Raw genomic sequence first — 20186 nt, forward strand, 5'->3', positions numbered from 1 at the left:
GGATGACATGAGCGGAGACGGTCAGGGAAGAAGACACTGGTTCGACGACGACGCCGGGCCGGTCGTCCGTCCGTACGCCATGACGCGCGGCCGCACCACCAGTGCGGCCCAGCACCGCCTCGATCTGATCGCGGTGGTCGTCACGGAGCCGGAAGCGGACGACCCGGAAGCGGACCCGACCCTGTCGCCCGAACACGTGGACATCGTCGGGCTCTGCCGAGACACGCCGCAGTCGGTCGCCGAAATCGCCGCGGGGCTCGACCTGCCCATCGGCGTGGTCCGCGTCCTCATCGGTGACCTGGTGCACGCCGAACTCGTCCATGTGAACCGTCCGGTACCCCCGGCCGAGCTGCCGGACGAGAGTATTCTGCGCGACGTGATCAACGGCCTCCGGGCCCTGTGACCGGCGCGGAAGCGGGGTAGTGACGTGACTGGCTGGCAGTTCTGGGTCGACCGAGGCGGCACCTTCACCGACATCGTCGCGCGTCGCCCGAACGGCCGGCTGCTCACCCACAAACTGCTGTCCGACAACCCGGCCAGGTACGCCGACGCCGCCGTGGCCGGTGTGCGCGAACTCCTCGGCGGCTCCCAGGAGCCCGTGGAGGCCGTCCGCATGGGCACCACGGTCGCCACCAACGCCCTGCTGGAACGCAAGGGCGAGCGCACCCTCCTGGTCGTCACCCGCGGATATCGCGACGCCCTGCGCATCGCCTACCAGAACCGCCCCCGCATCTTCGCCCGCCGCATCGAACTGCCCGAGCAGCTCCACGAACGGGTCGTGGAGGTCGACGAACGCATCGCCGCCGACGGCACCGTCCTGCGCGCCCCCGACCTGGACGCCCTGTCCGAGCCGCTCCGGAAGGCGTACGACGACGGGATCCGCGCGGTCGCCGTCGTCTGCCTGCACAGCCACCTCCACCCCGGCCACGAGCGGGCCGTCGGTGATCTCGCCGCCCGCATCGGATTCCCGCAGATCTCGCTGTCCAGCGAGGTCAGCCCGCTGATGAAGCTCGTCCCGCGCGGGGACACCGCCGTCGTCGACGCCTACCTCTCGCCCGTGCTGCGCCGCTACGTCCGGCACATCGCCGAGGAACTGCGCGACGTACGGCTGATGTTCATGCAGTCCAACGGCGGGCTGACGGAGGCCGGACAGTTCCGCGGCAAGGACGCCATCCTCTCCGGACCGGCCGGCGGGATCGTCGGCATGGCCCGCATGTCGCAGCGCGCCGGCTTCGACCGCGTCATCGGGTTCGACATGGGCGGTACCTCCACCGACGTCTCGCACTTCGCCGGCGAGTACGAGCGCGTCTTCACCACGCAGATCGCGGGTGTCCGGCTGCGCGCCCCCATGCTGGACATCGACACCGTGGCAGCCGGCGGCGGCTCCGTCCTGCACTTCGACGGCGCCCGCTACCGGGTCGGCCCCGACTCGGCCGGCGCCGACCCCGGCCCCGCCTGCTACCGCGCCGGCGGCCCGCTCACCGTCACGGACGCCAACGTGATGCTCGGCCGCATCCACCCCGCCCACTTCCCAGCCGTGTTCGGACCCGGCGGGGACCAGCCGCTGGACGCCGCCCTCGTCCGCGACCGCTTCACCGCCCTCGCGCGCGAGATCCACGCCCGCACCGGCGATGACCGCACCCCGGAGCAGGTGGCCGAGGGCTACCTGCAGATCGCCGTCGCCAACATCGCCAACGCCGTGAAGCGGATCTCCGTCCAGAAGGGCCACGACGTCACCCGCTACGCCCTGACCACCTTCGGCGGGGCAGGCGGCCAGCACGCGTGCCGGGTCGCCGACTCGCTGGGCATCCGCACCGTCCTCGTACCCCCCATGGCCGGACTCCTCTCCGCGCTCGGCATCGGCCTCGCGGACACCACGGCCATGCGCGAACACTCCGTGGAAACGCCCCTGGAAGCCGACGCCATGCCCGGCATCCACGAGGCGGCCGACGACCTGGCGGCGGCCGCGCGCGCGGAACTCCGCGCCGAGGACGTCCCGGAGGACCGCATCCAGGTCACCCGCCGTGCCCAGCTCCGCTACGACGGAACCGACACCACCCTGACCGTCGAGCTGGCCGAGCCGGACGCCATGAGGCACGCCTTCGAAGAACGTCATCGCGCCACGTACTCCTTCACCCTCGACCGCCCCGTCGTCGTAGAAGCCCTCTCCGTCGAAGCCACCGGCATCACCGCACCCCCCGATCTCTCCGCCCTCGCCCCGTACGAAGGCCGGCCCCAGGCGCCCGGCACCGTCCGTCTGCACACCGGCGGCGCCTGGCGCGACGTACCCCTCCACCGCCGGGAGGCCCTTCCTCCCGGCGAGACCGTCACCGGCCCCGCGATCATCACGGAGGCCGGCGCGACGACCGTCGTCGACGACGGCTGGCGGGCCGCCGCGACCGATGACGGGCATCTGATCGTGGAACGCACGGCGATTACGCAGAGTTCCGATCTCGGCACAGAATCCGATCCGGTCCTGCTGGAGGTCTTCAACAACCTCTTCATGTCGATCGCCGAGCAGATGGGCGCACGGCTGGAGTCCACGGCCCAGTCCGTCAACATCAAGGAGCGGCTGGACTTCTCCTGCGCCCTGTTCGACCCGGACGGCAACCTGGTCGCCAACGCCCCCCACATCCCCGTCCACCTGGGCTCCATGGGCACCAGCGTCAAAGAGGTCATCCGCCGCCGTGGCCCGGCCATGCGGCCGGGCGACACCTACGCCGTCAACGACCCGTACCACGGCGGCACACACCTGCCGGACGTCACCGTGATCACCCCCGTCTTCGACACCGACCGGGCGACGGACACGCAGAGTGAGCCACGGATCCTCTTCTACGTCGCCTCACGCGGCCACCACGCCGAGATCGGCGGCATCGCCCCCGGCTCCATGCCGGCGCACAGCCGCACCATCGACGAGGAGGGCGTCCTCTTCGACAACTGGCTCCTCACCGAGCAGGGCCGCTTCCGCGAGGAGGAGACCCGCCGCCTGCTGACCGAGGCGCCCTACCCGTCCCGCAACCCGCGCACCAACCTCGCCGACCTGCGAGCCCAGATCGCCGCAAACCGCAAGGGCGTCGACGAGGTCCGCCGCATGATCGAGGAGTTCGGCCTCGACGTGGTCCAGGCGTACATGCGGCACGTCCAGGACAACGCCGAGGAAGCCGTCCGCCGCGTCATCGACGCCCTGGACGACGGCGCCTACGCCTACGAGACCGACTCCGGCGCCGTCATCCGGGTGTGCGTCCGGGTCGACCGCACCGAGCGCCGGGCGACCATCGACTTCACCGGCACCTCCGCCCAGCTCGACGGCAACTTCAACGCCCCCTTCGCGGTCGTCAACGCGGCCGTCCTGTACGTGTTCCGCACACTGGTCGCCGACGACATCCCGCTCAACGACGGCTGCCTGCGCCCCTTGGACATCATCGTGCCGTCCGGCTCGATGCTCGCTCCCGAGCCGCCCGCCGCGGTCGTCGCCGGCAACGTCGAGACCTCACAGGCCATCACCGGCGCCCTCTACGCCGCGCTCGGTGTCCAGGCCGAGGGCTCCGGCACCATGAACAACGTCACCTTCGGCAACGAACGGCACCAGTACTACGAAACCGTCGCCTCCGGATCCGGCGCGGGCGACGGCTTCCCGGGCGCCGACGTGGTCCAGACCCACATGACCAACTCCCGGCTCACCGACCCCGAGATCCTGGAGTGGCGGCTGCCCGTCCGCTTGGAGGAGTTCACCGTCCGCCGGGGGAGCGGCGGCGCGGGGCGGTGGTGCGGCGGGGACGGCGCCCTGCGCCGCATCCGGTTCCTCGAACCGATGACCGTCTCCGCACTGTCCCAGCACCGCCGCGTGCCCCCCTACGGCATGGCGGGCGGCGCACCCGGAGCGCTCGGCGCCAATCGGGTGGAGCACACCGACGGCACGGTCACCGACCTCGGCGGCAGCGGTTCGGCCGAGGTCGGTCCCGGCGATGTGCTCGTCATCGAAACCCCTGGTGGCGGCGGCTACGGCCGACCGTCGCCCGAACCCCATCAAGCAGGAGAAGAGATCGATGATCTTCGGGCGTTCTGAGCGCGGCAAGCCTCCGGTCGAGCCCGTCACGCTCAAGATCCTCGTGGCCGGAGGCTTCGGCGTGGGCAAGACGACCCTCGTCGGCGCGGTCAGCGAGATCAGACCGCTGCGCACCGAGGAGCAGCTCTCCGAGGCCGGGCGGCCGGTCGACGACACCAGCGGAGTGGCGGGCAAGCACACCACCACGGTGGCCATGGACTTCGGCCGGATCACCCTGCGCGAGGACCTGGTGCTCTACCTCTTCGGTACACCCGGGCAGGAGCGGTTCTGGTTCATGTGGGACGAGCTGTCCGAGGGCGCGCTCGGCGCCGTCGTCCTCGCCGACACGCGGCGTCTGGAGGACTGCTTCGCCGCCATCGACTATTTCGAGCGGCGTTCCATACCCTTCCTGGTCGGCGTCAACTGTTTCGACGACGCCGCCCGTTACCCCGCCGAGTCCGTCCGCCAGGCGCTCGACCTGGACGCCGACGTGCCCGTCCTGCTGACCGACGCCCGGGACCGGGAGTCGGTCAAGGAGGTGCTCATCGGACTCGTGCAGCACGCCATGGAGTACGCGGCCGGGCGCCGCCAGGCCACCCTCGGCTGAACGGCCGGCACGGGGGCCGTCCGCCACCGCCGCGCGGCCGGCACGCGTGCGTGCGTGCCACCTTGCTCCCGGCCGACAGCACGGCCCGCACCCCCGCCGACTGGGGTACGGGCCGTGGTCCCGTGCGGAGCGCCCACGCGCGCGGGGCCCGTGTCCCGCGCCGCTACACCCCGCCCTCCTCCAGCCAGCCGAAGCTCTTCTCCACGGCCCTGCGCCAGTTCCGGTACTCGCGGTCCCGGACCGACGCCTCCATCACCGGCGTCCACTCCGCGTCCTTCCGCCAGTGCGACTTCAGCTCGTCCAGGTCGTTCCACACGCCTGTGGCGAGCCCGGCCGCGTAAGCGGCGCCCAGGCACGTCGTCTCCGCCACCCGGGGCCGGATCACCGGCACGCCCAGAACGTCCGCCTGGTGCTGCATCAGCAGGTCGTTCCGCGTCATGCCGCCGTCTACCTTCAAAGTCCTGATCCGCACACCCGAGTCCTGATACATGGCGTCCACGACCTCGCGGGTCTGCCAGCTCGTCGCCTCCAGCACCGCGCGCGCGAGGTGGGCCTTCGTCACGTACCGGGTGAGGCCGGTGACGACTCCGCGCGCGTCCGCGCGCCAGTAGGGCGCGAACAGGCCGGAGAACGCCGGAACGATGTAGGCGCCTCCGTTGTCGTCGACGCCTGCCGCCAGCGTCTCGATCTCGTCGGCGGACCCGATGATCCCGAGCTGGTCGCGGAACCATTGGACCAGCGCGCCCGTTATCGCTATGGACCCCTCCAGGCAGTACACGGGCGCCTCCCCGCCGATCTTGTAGCCCAGCGTCGTCAGCAGCCCGCTCTTGGACGGCACCGGCCGGTTGCCGGTGTTCAGCAGCAGGAAACTCCCGGTGCCGTAGGTGTTCTTCGCGGTGCCGACGTCGTAGCAGGCCTGCCCGAACACGGCGGCCTGCTGGTCGCCCAGTGCCGAGGCCACGGGCACCCCGGACAGCTGCCCGACCGCCGTGCCGTACACCTCGGCGGAGGACCTGATCTCGGGGAGCACGGCCTCAGGCACGTTCATCGCGGACAGGATGGAGGGATCCCACTGGAGGGTGTCGAGGTTCATCAGCATGGTGCGGCCGGCGTTCGTGACGTCGGTGACGTGCCGGCCGCCGTCGGTGGCTCCCGTGAGGTTCCAGATCAGCCAGGAGTCGATGGTTCCGAACGCGATCTCGCCGCGTTCGGCCCGCTGTCGCAGACCGGGCACCTGGTCCAGCAGCCAGGCCGCCTTGGGTCCGGCGAAGTAGCTGGCCAGCGGCAGTCCGGTCCGCTCGCGGAAGCGGTCCTGGCCGTCCGTGCCGCCCAGTTCGGCGCAGAGCGCGGCGGTACGGGTGTCCTGCCAGACGATCGCGTTGTGCACGGGCTTGCCCGTGGTGCGGTCCCACAGGACCGTCGTCTCCCGCTGGTTGGTGATGCCCAGGGCACTCAGCTGGTCGGCACGCAGCCCCGCCCGGGCGAGCGCGCCCGCGACCACGGCCTGCACCTTGGACCAGATCTCGGTGGCGTCGTGCTCCACCCAGCCGGGCTTGGGGAAGATCTGCCGGTGCTCGCGCTGGTCGACGGAGACGATCGCGCCGCTGTGATCGAAGACGATGCAGCGGCTGGACGTGGTGCCCTGGTCGATGGCGGCGACGTACCTGTCGGCGGTGTCCGTCATGGCTGTCCCTGGGTCGCTGGGTCGCTGGGTCGGCTCGCTGGCCGGAAGCCCGCGTGGAGTTCGGAACCGGGTGTCGAGCGCCGGGGTTTCGAGCGCGGGCGGCGGTGCGCGTCCGTTGCGGTGCGTGGACGTTGCGGTGCGTGGGCCGGGCGGTGCGTGCGCGCCGGCGGTCAGAAGGCCGCGTTGTAGACGAGGCCGGCGAGCGCTCCGCCGATCAGCGGGCCGACGACCGGGATCCAGGCGTACCCCCAGTCGGAGGTGCCCTTGTGAGGGATCGGCAGCAAGCTGTGCACGACGCGCGGGCCGAGGTCGCGGGCCGGATTGATGGCATAGCCGGTGGGGCCGCCGAGGGAGAGACCGATGCCCACGACGAGCAGGGAGACGATCAGTACGGTGGTGCCGGACTCGCCGAGCCCCTTCGTCAGCCCGAAGGCGAAGACCGGCAGAACGAGCGCGGCGGTCGCGATGACCTCGGTGACGAGATTGGCCACCGGGTTCCGGATCTCCGGGACGGTCGCGAAGATGCCGAGGGTCGGCAGGGGGCCGCCGGCGTCCTCCGCGTCGGCTTCCGGGCGGCCGTTGGCCTGGAACTGGGCGAGATAGACCAGGTAGGCCAGCACGGCGCCGAGCATCGCACCGACGATCTGCCCGAGCAGGTACACCCACACCCTGTCCCACTTGCCGGTGTCCACGGCGATGCCGATGGTGACCGCGGGATTGAGCTGGCCGCCGGAGAGGGGAGCGGCGGTGTACGCGCCCGCGAGCACGCCGAAGCCCCAGCCGAAGGCGATCACGACCCAGCCCGAGGCCCGCGCCTTGGAGTGCCTGAGGGTGACGGCGGCACAGACGCCCGCACCGAACAGGATCAGAATCGCGGTGCCGATGGTCTCGCCGACGAAGATGTCTCCGTTGCTCATGGCGGCTCCCTTGGCGCCGGCAGGGGGCGATCGGCCCCTGCCGAGTCGTGCCGGACGGTTCCCATGGCGACTTCAGCCGAAGGCAGGGAGGGCCCCGCGCCCCGCCCGGCGTCCGTGACGAGCGTGCCGTCGCAGCCGGACCGCGCTGGGCGGCCGGGCCGTGGAGGAGCACGACGGACCCGCGCCGCGGTGCCTGATAACACCGAGAATGTATGGCGATGTCGGCTGACACCGGGAAGTGTTCACCGGTGTCCCTGGGGCGTCAAGGCTGCTGACGCCTACCGTGACACCGGCCTTCTTCGGGCCCCGGTGATGTGGGTGTGCCTCAACGGACGGATACGGGAAGGACGTTCACCATCCTGGATCGGCGGCCGCGTATCCGGCCTGCGCCGGCGCCGGACCCGGTCCGCCGCGCCGGATCTCGTGGCCGGGGAACCCGGCGCGCGCGAGCACCCAGCTCGCGCCGTGCAGCGCCTTGGCCGCCTTCTTCAGCGGAGCGAGCCGGGCGGCGGCCTCGTGATGATCGCCCACGCTGCCCGGACCGCAGACGACGGTCGCCAGGGAGAGCGTGACCGGCCGTCCGCCCGCCTCCCAGGGAGCGTCCAGCACGGTGGCCACCAGCGGATCGAGGGCCTCCGTCTCGGCCAGGACCAGGAAGTCGTCTCCGCCGATGTGCCCCACGCGCGCGTGCCCCGCGACCGCCTGCTGGAGCGCCCGGCCCACCGCGCGGATGAGCTCGTCACCCGCAGCGAACCCGGCACCGTCGTTGACCTGTTTGAAGTGGTCGATGTCCAGCCAGCTGAGCGCGAACGACCGCCCTTCGGAGATCCACCGGTCCATCTCGCCCACGATCGCGTCCGAACCGGGCAGCCGCGTCAGCGGATTGAGCCCGGCAGCCTCCTCGACCCGGCTCTCGGCCAGTGCCCGCACCAGATCCGCTAGGCGTACGACCCCGACGCACCGGCCCCGCGCGTCGGTCACCGCCACATCGTCGGACGTACGGTCCCGGCCGCCGATCGCCACCACGTCCAGCACCTCCCAGGCCGTCGCGTCGACGCCGACCGTGCGCGGCGCGTCGCCGAGCTTGAGAGCCGGCCGGTCGGCGTACAGGGCGTGCCCGTAGCGGCCGGACATCGACAGCAGGAAGCGCGAGCGATGCACCGAGCGGACGGGCCGGCCGTACGGATCCACCAGCAGCACCCCGGAGACATCCGGGGAGCCGGTCAACAGGGCCCGTACCTCGCCCGCCGAGGCGCTCAGCGGCAGCACGGCGGCGGGCCGCACGAACTCGCGCACCGAAGGTCCGGAGCGGGGCACGGTCACGGCCCCGGGGGCGAGCGGCGGCACGTACACGTCCGTCGCCGGGATCCGGGCCGGCGGGGCGAACAGCTCGCCCTGGGCCAGCTGCGCGCCTGCCGACAGCGCCGCGCGGCACTGGAGTTCGGTCTCCACACCCTCCACCGCGACCAGAGCGCCCAGTTCCTCGCACAGTGTCCGCATCGCCCGCACCGCGGCGGGCCGCGCCAGCAGCGAGGCGTCGAGCTTGACCAGGTCGGGGGAGAGGTCGTTGAGCAGCCTGAGCGGTACGTCGCCGTCCCCGATGCCGTCCGCGCTGATCCGGAACCCCTGCTCCCGCACTGCTCCCACCGCCTCCAGCAGGGCCCGGTGCGGCACGTGCGTGAAGGGCGGGACGATGTCCAGGGTCACCTCCCAGGGGGTGCGCCCGAGCGCGCGCACGGCGTCGTGCAGCGGGGTGAGGCCGCCCAGGTCGGCGAGCGTGGCCGCGAACACGTTCAGATGCAGCGGCAGCAGCGTGGTGCGCGCGGCGGCCCGGAGCGCTGACACGGCGAGTCTGCCGTCCAGTTCCGGATCCCGGCGGGCCTCGGCCAGGATGTCGCCTGTTTCCGGGCGGGCGAGTGTCTCCAGTGCGGCGACCGCGCCCGTCCTCAGGTTGACCACTGGCTGGAAGGCGAAGCGGAGAGTATCCGTCCAGGAGTGCACGGGAGCATGATGGCGCTGCTCGCGCATGCCCAGGCGCAGTTCATGAGACGTTCACGCAGGATTCCGGGGTGATCACACAGCGTGTGCGACCCCCTGGTCCCACCCCGGAGTACGGCGCTCTCGCCGGCCGTCGCTCACCGCACGGCGATCACCGACGAGCCGTGCCCGAACAGCCCCTGGTTGGCGGTGATGCCCACCCGTGCCCCCGCGACCTGACGGTCGCCCGCCGCGCCTCTCAACTGCCAGGTCAGCTCGCAGACCTGGGCGATGGCCTGGGCCGGCACGGCCTCGCCGAAGGAGGCCAGTCCGCCGCTGGTGTTCACGGGTATCCGGCCGTCCGGGGCGGTCGCGCCCTCCCGGAGCAGCTTCGCGGCCTCGCCCTCGCCGCACAGCCCCAGATCCTCGTACCACTGCAACTCCAGCGCGGTGGAAAGGTCGTACACCTCGGCGACGGACAGGTCCCCGGGGCCGATGCCCGCCTCCTCGTAGGCGGCCCGCGCGATGGAGGCCCGGAAGGAATCCGCCGGGGGAGCGGCCGAGACCGCGGAGTCCGTGGCGATGTCGGGCAGATCCAGCACCGTGTTCGGGAAGCGGGGGGTCACGGTGGACACCGCCCGGATCCGCACCGGCCGGGCGGCTCCGTGGCGGTGCGCGAAGTCCAGGCTGGAGAGCACCAGGGCGGCGCCGCCGTCGGAGGTCGCGCAGATGTCCAGCAGTCGCAGCGGATCGGCGACCAGCGCCGAGGCCGCCACCTCCTCGGCGGTGACCCGTTTGCGGTAGCGGGCGTACGGGTTGAGCGCCCCGAGCGCCGCGTTCTTCACCTTGACCAGCGCGAAGTCCTCCGGTGTGTCCCCGTGCACCGCCATCCGCCGCCGTGCGTACAGCCCGAAGTACGCCGGGTTCGTCGCCCCCAGCAGGCGGAAGCGCTGCCAGTCCGGATCGTCGGGACGGTCCCCGCCCGCCGGCCGGAAGAATCCCTTGGGCGCGGCATCCGCGCCCACCACGAGGACCACGTCGGCGAGGCCGGCGAGGATCTGGGCCCGCGCGGTGGCGATGGCCTGGGCCCCGGAGGCGCACGCCGCGTAGACACTGGTCACTCTGGCTCCCTGCCAGCCCAGGGCCTTGGCGAACGTGGCTCCCGCGACATACCCGGGATACCCGCCGCGCACCGTGTCCGCGCCCACGACGGAGCCGATGTCCGGCCAGTCGAGGCCCGCGTCAGCGAGAGCCGCCCGGGCCGCCCTCGTCCCGTACTCCACGAAGCCGCGACCCCACTTGCCCCAGCGGTGCATGCCCGCACCGAGCACCGCCACATCCGCCGTCATGCCGTCACCCCCGTCGGCCGCCAGTGCCAGATCGTCCAGGTCGTCTCCGTGTCCTCGTGCAGCACGCCGGGGACGACCTCCACCTCCATGCCCACCGCCAGATCGGCGACGGTGATCCCCGGAGCCGACTGCCCCAGCACCACGATCCGCTCGGCCGCCAGCTCCACGGCGATCAACGCGTACGGCTCCCACGGAAGTTCCGGATTACTCACATAGGGTGACGGTGGGCGGTACCGGCTGTCCGTGTACGACCAGATTCGTCCTCTCTGTGACAGCGGGACCTCCTCCAGGGCGTCGCTCGCGCAGTGCGGGTTGCGGCAGTGGGTGTCCTCGCGCGGAAAGAAGACCGAGGCGCAGGCTGTGCAGCGGGTGCCCAGAAGGCGGAAGCCGTCACCCTCGCCGGTGAACCAGCCGGCGACCGCGGGCTCGTGGATGTGCGGCAAGGGGCCCTCCCGTGGGATTATCTGACGGAGTGTCAGAAGTGTGGCACGGGCGGCGCCGAATGGGCAGACCGTTTCTGTGAACCGATCGGCGCCGAACGGCGTCGTTGATACACGAGGGGCGGTCGGGATCGACGGGGGTGATTCCGACCGCCCCTTCCTGGGCCCGTTCGTTCCAGGCGCATCACGGCCGGAACACGTGCTTCTTGTGATCGGATACAGTCCGCGCGTGTCCGAAACTCAGCACCCCCATGCCAACTCCGCTCCGGGCTCCCACTGTTCGAGCTGCGGAGCGCTCTACGGAGAGGGCGTTTCCGGCTGGCCGCGCATCTGTCCGTCCTGCGGGGCCGTCGTCTACCGCAACCCGCTGCCGGTCGCGGTCGCGCTCCAGCCCGTGTACGACACCAAGGGCACGGCCCTGGTCGTCATCACCCGGACCATCGCCCCCGCGCGCGGCGGCATCGCCCTGCCCGGCGGCTACATCGACGACCGCGAAGACTGGAAGCACGCCGTCGTACGCGAACTCAAGGAAGAGACCGGTATCGACGCAGCCGCCCGCGACGTGCGACTCGTGGACGCCATGAGCTCGCCCGACGGACATCTGCTGCTGTTCGGAGCGCTGCCGGAGCGCCCTGCCGATGTACTGCCGCCCTCGGGTCCCACGCAGGAGACCGAGGGCTGGCACCTGCTGCGCAGGCCCGAGGAACTCGCCTTCCCCCTGCACACGGTGGCCGTCGAGGCGTGGTTCGAGGGCCGCTACGTGTGAACCTCACAGCTCAGCCGAGCCCCCGCACCCGCACCGGGCAGCTCGGCTCAGCCACACCGTCCTCCCCCTCCCGGGTGACCACCACCCGGTTGCCGTGCCGCCGCGCGACGTAGCGCTCGATCTCCGGTTCGCCCCATCCGTCGCCCGCGTCCGTCACGACCAGGCCGCCCCCGGTGCGTCCAGGCGCGGGCGCCCACACCTCCAGTTCCGGGCCGCCGTCGGCGCCGCGCACGGGCAGCACGGCACCCGCGCGCGCGAGCACCGGTGTCCGGGACAGCGGCGCGTCGAGAAGGATCTGCGCCGGACCCTCGTAGGCCTGCTCCGTCGCCGTGTCGTACCAGCGGCCCCGCGGCAGCTGCACCGCGCGCCGGTCGGCACCGGGATCAAGGACCGGAGCCACCAGCAGGCTGTCGCCCAGCAGGAACGTGTCCTCACAGTCACGCAGCGCCCGGTCCTCCGTCGACCCCCACCACGACGGGCGCACATAGGGCGCACCGGTCCGCCGGGCCAGATGCGCGAGCGTCACGAAGTACGGCAGCAGCCGCCGGCGTTCGAGCAGCGCCACGCGCGCGTGCTCCAGCACCTCGGGACCGAACTCCCAGGGCTCCCGGCGCCCCGCCCGCAGGCCCGCGTGGGTACGGAAGAGCGGCAGATACGCGCCCAGCTGGAACCACCGCAGATACAGCTCCGGCGACGGACTGCCGTCGAAGCCGCCCACGTCCGGACCCGAGTACGGCACCCCGCACAGCCCGAGCCCCAGCACCAGCGAGAGCGAGGCTCGCAGTCCCGGCCAGCCCCTCGCCACGTCCCCCGACCAGGAGCCCCCGTACCGCTGCAGCCCCGCCCAGCCCGAGCGGGAGAACAGGAAGGGCCGTTCCCGGGGCGCCAGCTCGCGCAGCCCCTCGTAGGCCGCCCGGGCCATGCACAACGCGTACACGTTGTGCCCTTCACGATGGTCGCCGCCCTGCCCCTCCAAGGCGTGCCGGGCCGAACGCGGCAGCGTCGACTCGCCGAAGGCGCTGAACGACGTCGGCTCGTTCATGTCGTGCCAGAACCCCGCGAAGCCCTGCTCCAGCCGCTCCTCGTAGAGCTTGCCCCACCACGCGCGCACGCGCGCGTCGGTGAAATCCGGGAAGACCGACTCGCCGGACCACGCGACACCGCGCACCGCGCGGCCGTGCGCGTCCCGCACGAACGCGTCCACGGCCGCACCGCTCTCGTAGACGGCGTCGCCCGGCTCCGCCCGCACCGCCGGATCGACGATCGACACCAGCCGGACCCCGTCCCGGCGCAGCTCCTCCGCCAGCGCCGGCAGTTTCGGGAAGCGCTCCTCGTCGACGGTGAACACCCGCTGGTCGTCGTAGTGATCGATGTCGAGGTGCACGGCATCCAGCGGCAGCCCGTGCTCCTGATAGCCCGCGACGATCCGGCGCACCTCGTGCTCGCTGCCGAAGCCCCACCGCGCGTGATGATGGCCCAGGGCCCACGCGGGCGGTAGCGCGGGCGCACCCGTCAGCGAGGTCCACGTCTGCAGCACGCGCGCGGGAGGCCCCACCATCACCCAGCAGCGCAGCGGACCGCCGTCCATCCGCACCTCACAGCGCCCCGCCCGGTCGTGCCCGGACCCGGCACCCTCCTCGCCCTCCCGCAGCACCACCGTGCCGTCCCAGGTGGTGTCGTGGAACACCAGATGCGTGCCCGCGTCCGCCACCACCAGCTGTACCGGCATCGTCAGGTACAGCGGATCGTCACCGGGCCCGAACGCACGGCCGGGGTCGGTGTTCCAGAGCCGGTACCTGCCGTCCCGCAGCCGGGGACCGGACGCCCGCCCGCCCAGGCCGAAGAACCGGGCGTCCGCCGTCACCTCCGACCGCTGCACCCACCGCGCCGCGCCCCCGCCGACCGGCTCCCACCAGCGCGGCGGCAGATCCCGCCGCAGCATCACCCCGCCCGGCGTGCACACCTGGACCTCGCCGTGCCGCGACACGACGACTGTCACCCGCTCGGCCACCACCCGCCAGCCGCCGTCCTTGTCCGGCTCGAGCACCGCGCGCGGATCAGGCTCGGGACCACTCCCCGTGAGTGCGTACGAGGGCTGTGCGGCCGCTCCGTCCCACCCCCAGAAGACCGCTCCGTTCACCGCCACGACGATCCGCAGCTCGGAGCGGCCGAACCGGATCAGCCCGCCACCCGGTCCCGGCTCCGCCCCCTGCACCTGACCCGGCACCCGGGCCCGCTCCGGCCCCCGCCGCGGCAGCCCCGCCGCGTCGATGCGCCGCCTGCGCCACGCCGCCCGCACGGTACGCAACCCCCGACCCGCCCTTCCCGAACCGATCACACTCATCGAACGCACCAGGTCACGACCGTCCATGCTGCTCACCCTGCCACTGAACGCCCCACGCGCGCGTGCCGTTCAATTGCCGTTCACCCATGTCGAAGCCACACCTTCATGACATGGACTATGTGGAGCGCACCCTGGTGTAGAAGTCGATCACATGGCATCGTCCCTGTCAGCCGCGTCACGCGCACACCCCAGCCCGTGCGCGGACCGACGCCCACGACGCGCACAGTCCGGGAGCCTCCCATGTCGACCGCGAACCCCCAGCCGCTCTGGCAGCCCGATCCCGAACGGATCGACCAGGCGCGCATCACCCAGTTCCAGGCATGGGCCGCCGAGCACCACGGCGCCCCGCGCGAGGGCGGCTATCCGGCCCTGCACCGATGGTCCGTCGACCAGCTGGACACCTTCTGGAAAGCCGTCACCGAGTGGTTCGACGTACGCTTCTCGACGCCCTACGCGCGCGTGCTCGGCGACCGCGCCATGCCCGGCGCCCAGTGGTTCCCCGGAGCCACCCTCAACTACGCCGAACACGCCCTGCGCGCCGCGGCCGACCGCCCCGACGAACCGGCTCTCCTGCACGTCGACGAATCCCATGAGCCGCTCCCGGTGACCTGGGCCGAGCTGCGCCGCCAGGTCGGCTCCCTCGCCGCCGAACTCCGGTCCCTCGGCGTACGCCCCGGAGACCGCGTCAGCGGCTACCTCCCCAACATCCCCCAGGCCGTGGTCGCCTTCCTCGCCACGGCCGCCGTCGGCGCCGTATGGACCTCCTGCGCCCCCGACTTCGGCGCCCGCAGCGTCCTCGACCGCTTCCAGCAGGTGGAACCCGTCGTCCTGTTCACCGTCGACGGCTACCGCTACGGCGGCAAGGAGCACGACCGCCGCGAGAGCGTCGCCGAACTGCGCCGCGAGCTGCCCACGCTGCGCGCCGTCGTCCACATCCCGCTCCTGGGCACCGAGGCCCCCGAGGGCGCCCTCCAGTGGTCGGCGCTGACGGCCGCGCACACCGAGCCGGTCTTCGAACAGGTCCCCTTCGACCACCCGCTGTGGGTGCTGTACTCCTCCGGCACGACCGGCCTGCCGAAGGCCATCGTCCAGTCGCAGGGCGGCATCCTGGTCGAACACCTCAAGCAGCTCGGACTGCACTGCGACCTCGGCCCCGGCGATCGTTTCTTCTGGTACACCTCGACCGGCTGGATGATGTGGAACTTCCTCGTCTCCGGCCTGCTCACGGGCACCACGATCGTCCTGTACGACGGCAGCCCGGGCTACCCGGACACGGGCGCCCAGTGGCGGATCGCGGAACGCACCGGCGCCACCCTCTACGGCACCTCCGCCGCCTACGTGATGGCCTGCCGCAAGGCCGGCGTCCACCCCGCCCGCGACTACGACCTCACCAAGGTGCGGTGCGTCGCCACCACCGGCTCCCCGCTGCCCCCCGACGGCTTCCGCTGGCTGCACGACGAGGTCCGCGACGACCTGTGGATCGCCTCCGTCAGCGGCGGTACGGACGTCTGCTCCTGCTTCGCCGGAGCCGTACCCACCCTCCCGGTGTACACCGGCGAGCTCCAGGCGCCCGGTCTCGGCACCGACCTGCAGGCCTGGGACCCGAGCGGCAAGCCCCTCATCGACGAGGTCGGCGAGCTGGTGGTCACCAACCCCATGCCGTCCATGCCGATCCGCTTCTGGAACGACCCCGACGGCAGCCGCTACCACGACAGCTACTTCGACACCTATCCCGGTGTCTGGCGCCACGGCGACTGGATCACCCTCACCTCGCGCGGGACCGTGATCATCCACGGCCGCTCCGACTCCACCCTCAACCGGCAGGGCGTGCGCATGGGCTCGGCCGACATCTACGAGGTCGTCGAGCGCCTGCCCGAGATCAAGGAATCCCTCGTGATCGGCGTCGAACAGCCCGACGGCGGCTACTGGATGCCGCTGTTCGTGCACCTCGCCCCGGGCGCGTCTCTCGACGAGACCCTCCTGAACCGCGTCAAGCAGGCGATCCGCGACCAGCTCTCCCCGCGCCACATCCCCGACGAGATCATCGAGGTGCCCGGGATCCCGCACACCCTCACCGGCAAGCGCATCGAGGTCCCCGTCAAGCGTCTCCTGCAGGGCACCCCCATGGAGAAGGCGGTCAACCCCGGCTCCATCGACGACCTCGCCCTGCTCGGCTTCTACCAGGAACTCGCCCGCAAGCGCGCCTGACCGACCGGAAGATCCCCCTCCGCACCCGGTCCCGGGCCTGCCGCACCACCAGCGGAGTCCGGGACCGGGTTCAGGCGCACCGCCATGAGCTGCGCAGACACTCCCGTATCCCGTCCCCTGACCGCTGACGGACCGGCATTGTCAGTGCCGCCGGTTACGGTGAGTGAGCATTGATCGACTGCGCATTGGGGGAATCATGGCGCACACCGACCACCAGACCATGCGACGCGTCCTGCGCCGCGAGATCGCCGGCACCATCGGCGTGCTCACCGACGACCACGACTTCCGCGCCATGCGGCGCTACCGCAGCTTCACCTTCGACGACCACCCGACCTACCTCCGGCAGCTGGAGACCGTTCTCAAAACCCGCGCCGCACAGGGCAGCCATACCACACTCGCCCTGTTCGACCCCGCGGACTACGCCGCGTACTGCGCGGACACCGGACTCGACCCGGAAGCCCCGGCCAGCCGAACGCGGTTCACCGCGGAACTCGCGGCCACCGGCGCCACCATCCCCTACGACGGCCGCCCCCTCGCACTCCTCCTGCCCGCCCTCGTCGACGAAGCCGTACGACAGGCCACCTGGGAGTACGCCACCACCCTCCTGACCCGGCTCGGCCCCTGCCCCACCTGCGGCGAGGACATCGGCAGGGCAGCCTTCACCCGCGCCTCCGACCTCCTGGTCCGCATCCTCGACACCGCCCCGCCCGGCGAACGCCACCTCGTCTGCACGGTCTCCGGACCACCGGACACCCTCGTCTCCGTCCTGCACGGCGACCAGGACGCCCACGGCGCCACCCGCCTGGAAGAGGCCGAAGCCCTGGAATTCACCAGCGTCCTCGCCCTCGGCCTCGCGACCCGCAGCCCCGGCGGCCTCGTCATGCGCACCAGCGCCGCCGGCACGGCCGACCGTGTCTACGGCTGGCGACTGCGCGGCGGCATCCTCGAACCGCTGACGGCATCAGAAGTGTTCGACGCCTACTGCACCGACGCAGAGTCCGGCGACCTCATCGCGCCCGAGCCCGGCGTCGACTACGGCGAGCCGCCCGGCCTCGGCGACCAGGGAACGGCAGCGGACCACCGCCACTGACCCGGCGGACAACGGACGACGCCCCGAACACACCAGGGGCGTCCTGCCCGAAGGCAGGACGCCCCTGAACCCGACACCACCGAGGCGCCGGTACGGCTACTCGCCGGACAGCACCGCCTGAGCCGCGCCGCGCGCCTCCTCGGCAGTGTCCGCTGCACGCGCCGCGGCCGCGGCCCGCTCGCACTGAGCCAGCGTGTACTTCGCCAGGGTGGCGCGGACGTACGGAATCGACGCCGCCCCCATGGACAGGGAGGTGACACCCAGACCGGTCAGCACACAGGCCAGCAGCGGATCGGACGCGGCCTCGCCGCACACCCCGCAGCTCTTGCCCTCGGCCTTGGCCGACTCGGCGGACAGCGCGACCAGGTCCAGCAGCGCCGGCTGCCACGGGTCCTGAAGGCGCGACACCGCACCCACCTGGCGGTCCGCGGCGAACGTGTACTGCGCGAGGTCGTTGGTCCCCAGCGACAGGAACTCGACCTCCTGCAGGATCGAGCGCGCCCGCAGCGCCGCCGACGGGATCTCGACCATCGCGCCGAACTTGGCCCGCAGCCCCGCCTCACGGCAGGCGTCCGCGAACGCCTTCGCGTCCGTACGGTCCGCCACCATGGGCGCCATGACCTCGAGGTAGACGGGCAGCCCCTCGGCGGCCTTCGCCAGCGCCGTCAGCTGGGTGCGCAGGACGTCGGGATGGTCGAGCAGCGTCCGCAGCCCCCGCACGCCCAGCGCGGGGTTGGGCTCGTCCGCCGGCGTCAGGAAGTCCAGCGGCTTGTCCGCGCCCGCGTCCAGCACCCGCACGACCACACGGCCCTCGGGGAACGCCTCCAGCACCTGCCGGTAGGCCGACACCTGCTTCTCCTCGGAAGGAGCGTTCTTGCTGTCGTCCAGGAACAGGAACTCGGTACGGAACAGACCGACACCCTCGGCTCCGGCCTCGACCGCCGCCGGCACGTCCGCCGGGCCGCCCACGTTCGCCAGCAGCGGCATCTTGTGCCCGTCCGCCGTCGCACCGGGGCCCGTCGAAGCGGCGAGCGCGGCCTTGCGTTCGGCAGCCGAGGCCCGCAGCTCCGCCTTCTTCTCCTCGCCCGGGTTCACGAAGACATCGCCCGTGCTGCCGTCCACGGCGATCACCGTGCCCTCGGCCAGCTCACCCGCGCCCGGCAGAGCCACGACGGCCGGCACACCCAGCGCCCGTGCCAGGATGGCGCTGTGGCTGGTCGGACCGCCCTCCTCGGTCACGAAGCCGAGAACCAGGGACGGGTCGAGCAGTGCCGTGTCGGCCGGAGCGAGATCCCGGGCCACGAGTACATAGGGCTGGTCGCTGTCCGGGACGCCCGGCATCGGAACGCCCAGCAGCCGGGCGACGATTCGATTCCGCACGTCGTCGAGGTCGGCCACACGGCCGGCGAGATACTCACCGGCACCCGCCAGCAGCTCCCGGTAGGCCGCGAAGGCGTCGTACACCGCTCGCTCGGCCGTGCTGCCGACGGCGATCCGCCGGTCCACGTCAGCCATCAGCTCGGGGTCCTGGGCCATCATGGCCTGCGCTTCCAGCACGGCCTGGGCCTCGCCCCCCGCCAGATTGCCGCGCGCCATCAGGTCGGCGGCGACGGCGTCCACCGCCTGGCGGGCCCGGCCCTGCTCCCGCTCCGCCTCCTCAGCGGGGATCTGCTTGGCCGGCGGCTCCAGCACCGCCGTGCCCATGTGCCGAACCTCGCCGATCGCCACGCCATGGCTCACGCCGACGCCTCGCAGCGTTGTGTCCATCTCACCCGTCTCCGATAGTGCGGCGGGTCCCGCCGCCGCGTTGGTTGTCCTGTTCGCCGCCACTACGACGGCACTGCTGTCAGTGCCAGGAGAAGAGGCTGTCGCCGACCTTCACGTCACCGTCTTCACGGAGGTCGGAGAGGGACTCGGCGGTGGCTTCGAGCGCGACGATCGGACACACCGGGGACTTGCCGGCGGCTTCGACGGCGGCGGGGTTCCAGCGCACGACGGCCTGCCCCCTGCTCACGGTGTCGCCCTTGTTGACCAGCAGCTCGAAGCCCTCGCCATTGAGCTGCACCGTGTCGATGCCGAGGTGGGTGAGCACACCGTGCCCGTTCGCGTCGACGACGACGAACGCGTGCGGATGCAGAGAGACGATGACGCCGTCCACGGGCGAGACGGCCTCGGAGGCCTCACGCACGGGGTCGATCGCGGTGCCCGGGCCGACCATGGCCCCGGAGAAGACCGGATCCGGCACGGCGGCCAGTCCGATGGCCCGTCCAGCGAGCGGGGACGTCACGGTGGTCATGGGAAGCCTCCCAAGGAGTGGAGCTGCTTACGGGCCGTCACTGGCTGTCCCGAACGGCACTGAGCAGCAGGGTATGCCAGATGAAGTGGTCGTTCCGTTTGAAAGCTACCAGTTAGTGGTCTAGACCACCAGCCGCCCGGATTTGCACGGCCTTCAAGCCCCCGTGTACAGTCGTACTCCTGCTCGGGGCAGTGAGGCGCGAAACAACGCCCCCACTCCAGCAGCACCCAAACTTGTCAGATCCTAATCTCTGGATCTCCTTCTGCGTGTCCGCAGAACGGTGGTCGGAGAGGCGGAAAAAGACTGGTAGAGTTTGGACCGCCGGAAAGGGAAACGCGAAAGCGAGGACCTGGAAAGCACCGAGGAAGTCGGATCGAGAAAAGATCTGATAGAGTCGGAAACACCGAAGGGAAGCCCGGAGGAAAGCCCGAGAGGGTGAGTACAAAGGAAGCGACCGTTCCTT

At 71.7% G+C, this 20186-nt stretch carries 14 protein-coding genes; 6 read left to right on the forward strand and 8 right to left on the reverse strand.

The annotated features are described in order from the left end of the window. Positions 1-7: 7 nt before the first annotated feature. The 3 genes from ACF073_RS20025 to ACF073_RS20035 are packed head-to-tail and all read left to right on the forward strand — an operon-like array spanning position 8 to position 4652. Entirely contained in the window at positions 8-403 is a 396-nt protein-coding gene (locus ACF073_RS20025) for a DUF742 domain-containing protein (protein ID WP_392071706.1), read from the forward strand. 24 nt (positions 404-427) lie between these two features. Next, a complete protein-coding gene (locus tag ACF073_RS20030; protein ID WP_392071708.1) occupies positions 428-4066 on the forward strand; it encodes a hydantoinase B/oxoprolinase family protein in 3639 nt (1212 codons plus the stop codon). Further along, complete coding sequence (locus ACF073_RS20035; protein WP_392071710.1) at positions 4047-4652, forward strand: ATP/GTP-binding protein; 606 nt, start codon at positions 4047-4049, stop codon at positions 4650-4652. Before ACF073_RS20030 ends, ACF073_RS20035 begins: the two co-directional genes overlap by 20 nt. Before the next feature lie 163 nt (positions 4653-4815). Here the strand turns inward: ACF073_RS20035 and glpK are convergent, their stop codons facing one another. The 5 genes from glpK to ACF073_RS20060 all read right to left on the reverse strand — a co-directional run bounded on the left by glpK (position 4816) and on the right by ACF073_RS20060 (position 11022). Next, on the reverse strand, positions 4816-6336 hold the full coding sequence (glpK, locus tag ACF073_RS20040) for a glycerol kinase GlpK (RefSeq protein WP_392071712.1): 1521 nt from the start codon (positions 6334-6336) through the stop codon (positions 4816-4818). A gap of 170 nt (positions 6337-6506) precedes the next feature. Next, positions 6507-7253 (reverse strand): MIP/aquaporin family protein, encoded by a 747-nt coding sequence (locus ACF073_RS20045; RefSeq protein WP_392071713.1) that lies wholly within the window; start codon positions 7251-7253, stop codon positions 6507-6509. 351 nt (positions 7254-7604) lie between these two features. Beyond that, a complete protein-coding gene (locus ACF073_RS20050) occupies positions 7605-9254 on the reverse strand; it encodes a GGDEF domain-containing protein (protein ID WP_392071715.1) in 1650 nt (549 codons plus the stop codon). A gap of 134 nt (positions 9255-9388) precedes the next feature. Beyond that, positions 9389-10579, reverse strand: a complete 1191-nt coding sequence (locus ACF073_RS20055; RefSeq protein ID WP_392071717.1) for a lipid-transfer protein — start codon at positions 10577-10579, stop codon at positions 9389-9391. Then, positions 10576-11022: a Zn-ribbon domain-containing OB-fold protein gene (locus ACF073_RS20060; RefSeq protein ID WP_392071719.1), complete on the reverse strand. Its 447-nt coding sequence runs from the start codon at positions 11020-11022 to the stop codon at positions 10576-10578. Before ACF073_RS20060 ends, ACF073_RS20055 begins: the two co-directional genes overlap by 4 nt. 226 nt (positions 11023-11248) lie before the next feature. Between ACF073_RS20060 and ACF073_RS20065 the strand changes: the two genes are divergently transcribed. Beyond that, positions 11249-11785 carry an NUDIX domain-containing protein gene (locus ACF073_RS20065; protein WP_392071721.1) on the forward strand — a complete coding sequence of 179 codons (537 nt, stop codon included), beginning with the start codon at positions 11249-11251 and terminating at the stop codon, positions 11783-11785. Between the two features lie 10 nt (positions 11786-11795). Here the strand turns inward: ACF073_RS20065 and ACF073_RS20070 are convergent, their stop codons facing one another. Beyond that, a complete protein-coding gene (locus tag ACF073_RS20070; RefSeq protein ID WP_392071723.1) occupies positions 11796-14156 on the reverse strand; it encodes a glycoside hydrolase family 31 protein in 2361 nt (786 codons plus the stop codon). 213 nt (positions 14157-14369) lie between these two features. On the opposite strand from ACF073_RS20070, the gene ACF073_RS20075 reads away from it, so the two are divergent. Further along, complete coding sequence (locus ACF073_RS20075; RefSeq protein ID WP_392071725.1) at positions 14370-16337, forward strand: acetoacetate--CoA ligase; 1968 nt, start codon at positions 14370-14372, stop codon at positions 16335-16337. A 196-nt stretch (positions 16338-16533) separates the two neighbouring features. Further along, on the forward strand, positions 16534-17427 hold the full coding sequence (locus ACF073_RS20080; protein WP_392071727.1) for a hypothetical protein: 894 nt from the start codon (positions 16534-16536) through the stop codon (positions 17425-17427). Positions 17428-17523: 96 nt separating this feature from the next. Here ACF073_RS20080 and ptsP read toward each other — a convergent pair whose 3' ends face one another. Together ptsP and ACF073_RS20090 are read right to left on the reverse strand one after the other, a co-directional pair. Beyond that, positions 17524-19194 carry a phosphoenolpyruvate--protein phosphotransferase gene (ptsP, locus tag ACF073_RS20085; protein WP_392071730.1) on the reverse strand — a complete coding sequence of 557 codons (1671 nt, stop codon included), beginning with the start codon at positions 19192-19194 and terminating at the stop codon, positions 17524-17526. A gap of 79 nt (positions 19195-19273) precedes the next feature. Continuing rightward, the gene (locus tag ACF073_RS20090; protein WP_392071732.1) at positions 19274-19723 is read right to left on the reverse strand and encodes a PTS glucose transporter subunit IIA; all 450 of its coding nucleotides are present in this window, start codon (positions 19721-19723) and stop codon (positions 19274-19276) included. Positions 19724-20186: the final 463 nt, after the last annotated feature.

The organism is Streptomyces sp. NPDC015171, from assembly GCF_043079545.1.
Classification (GTDB): Bacteria; Actinomycetota; Actinomycetes; order Streptomycetales; family Streptomycetaceae; genus Streptomyces.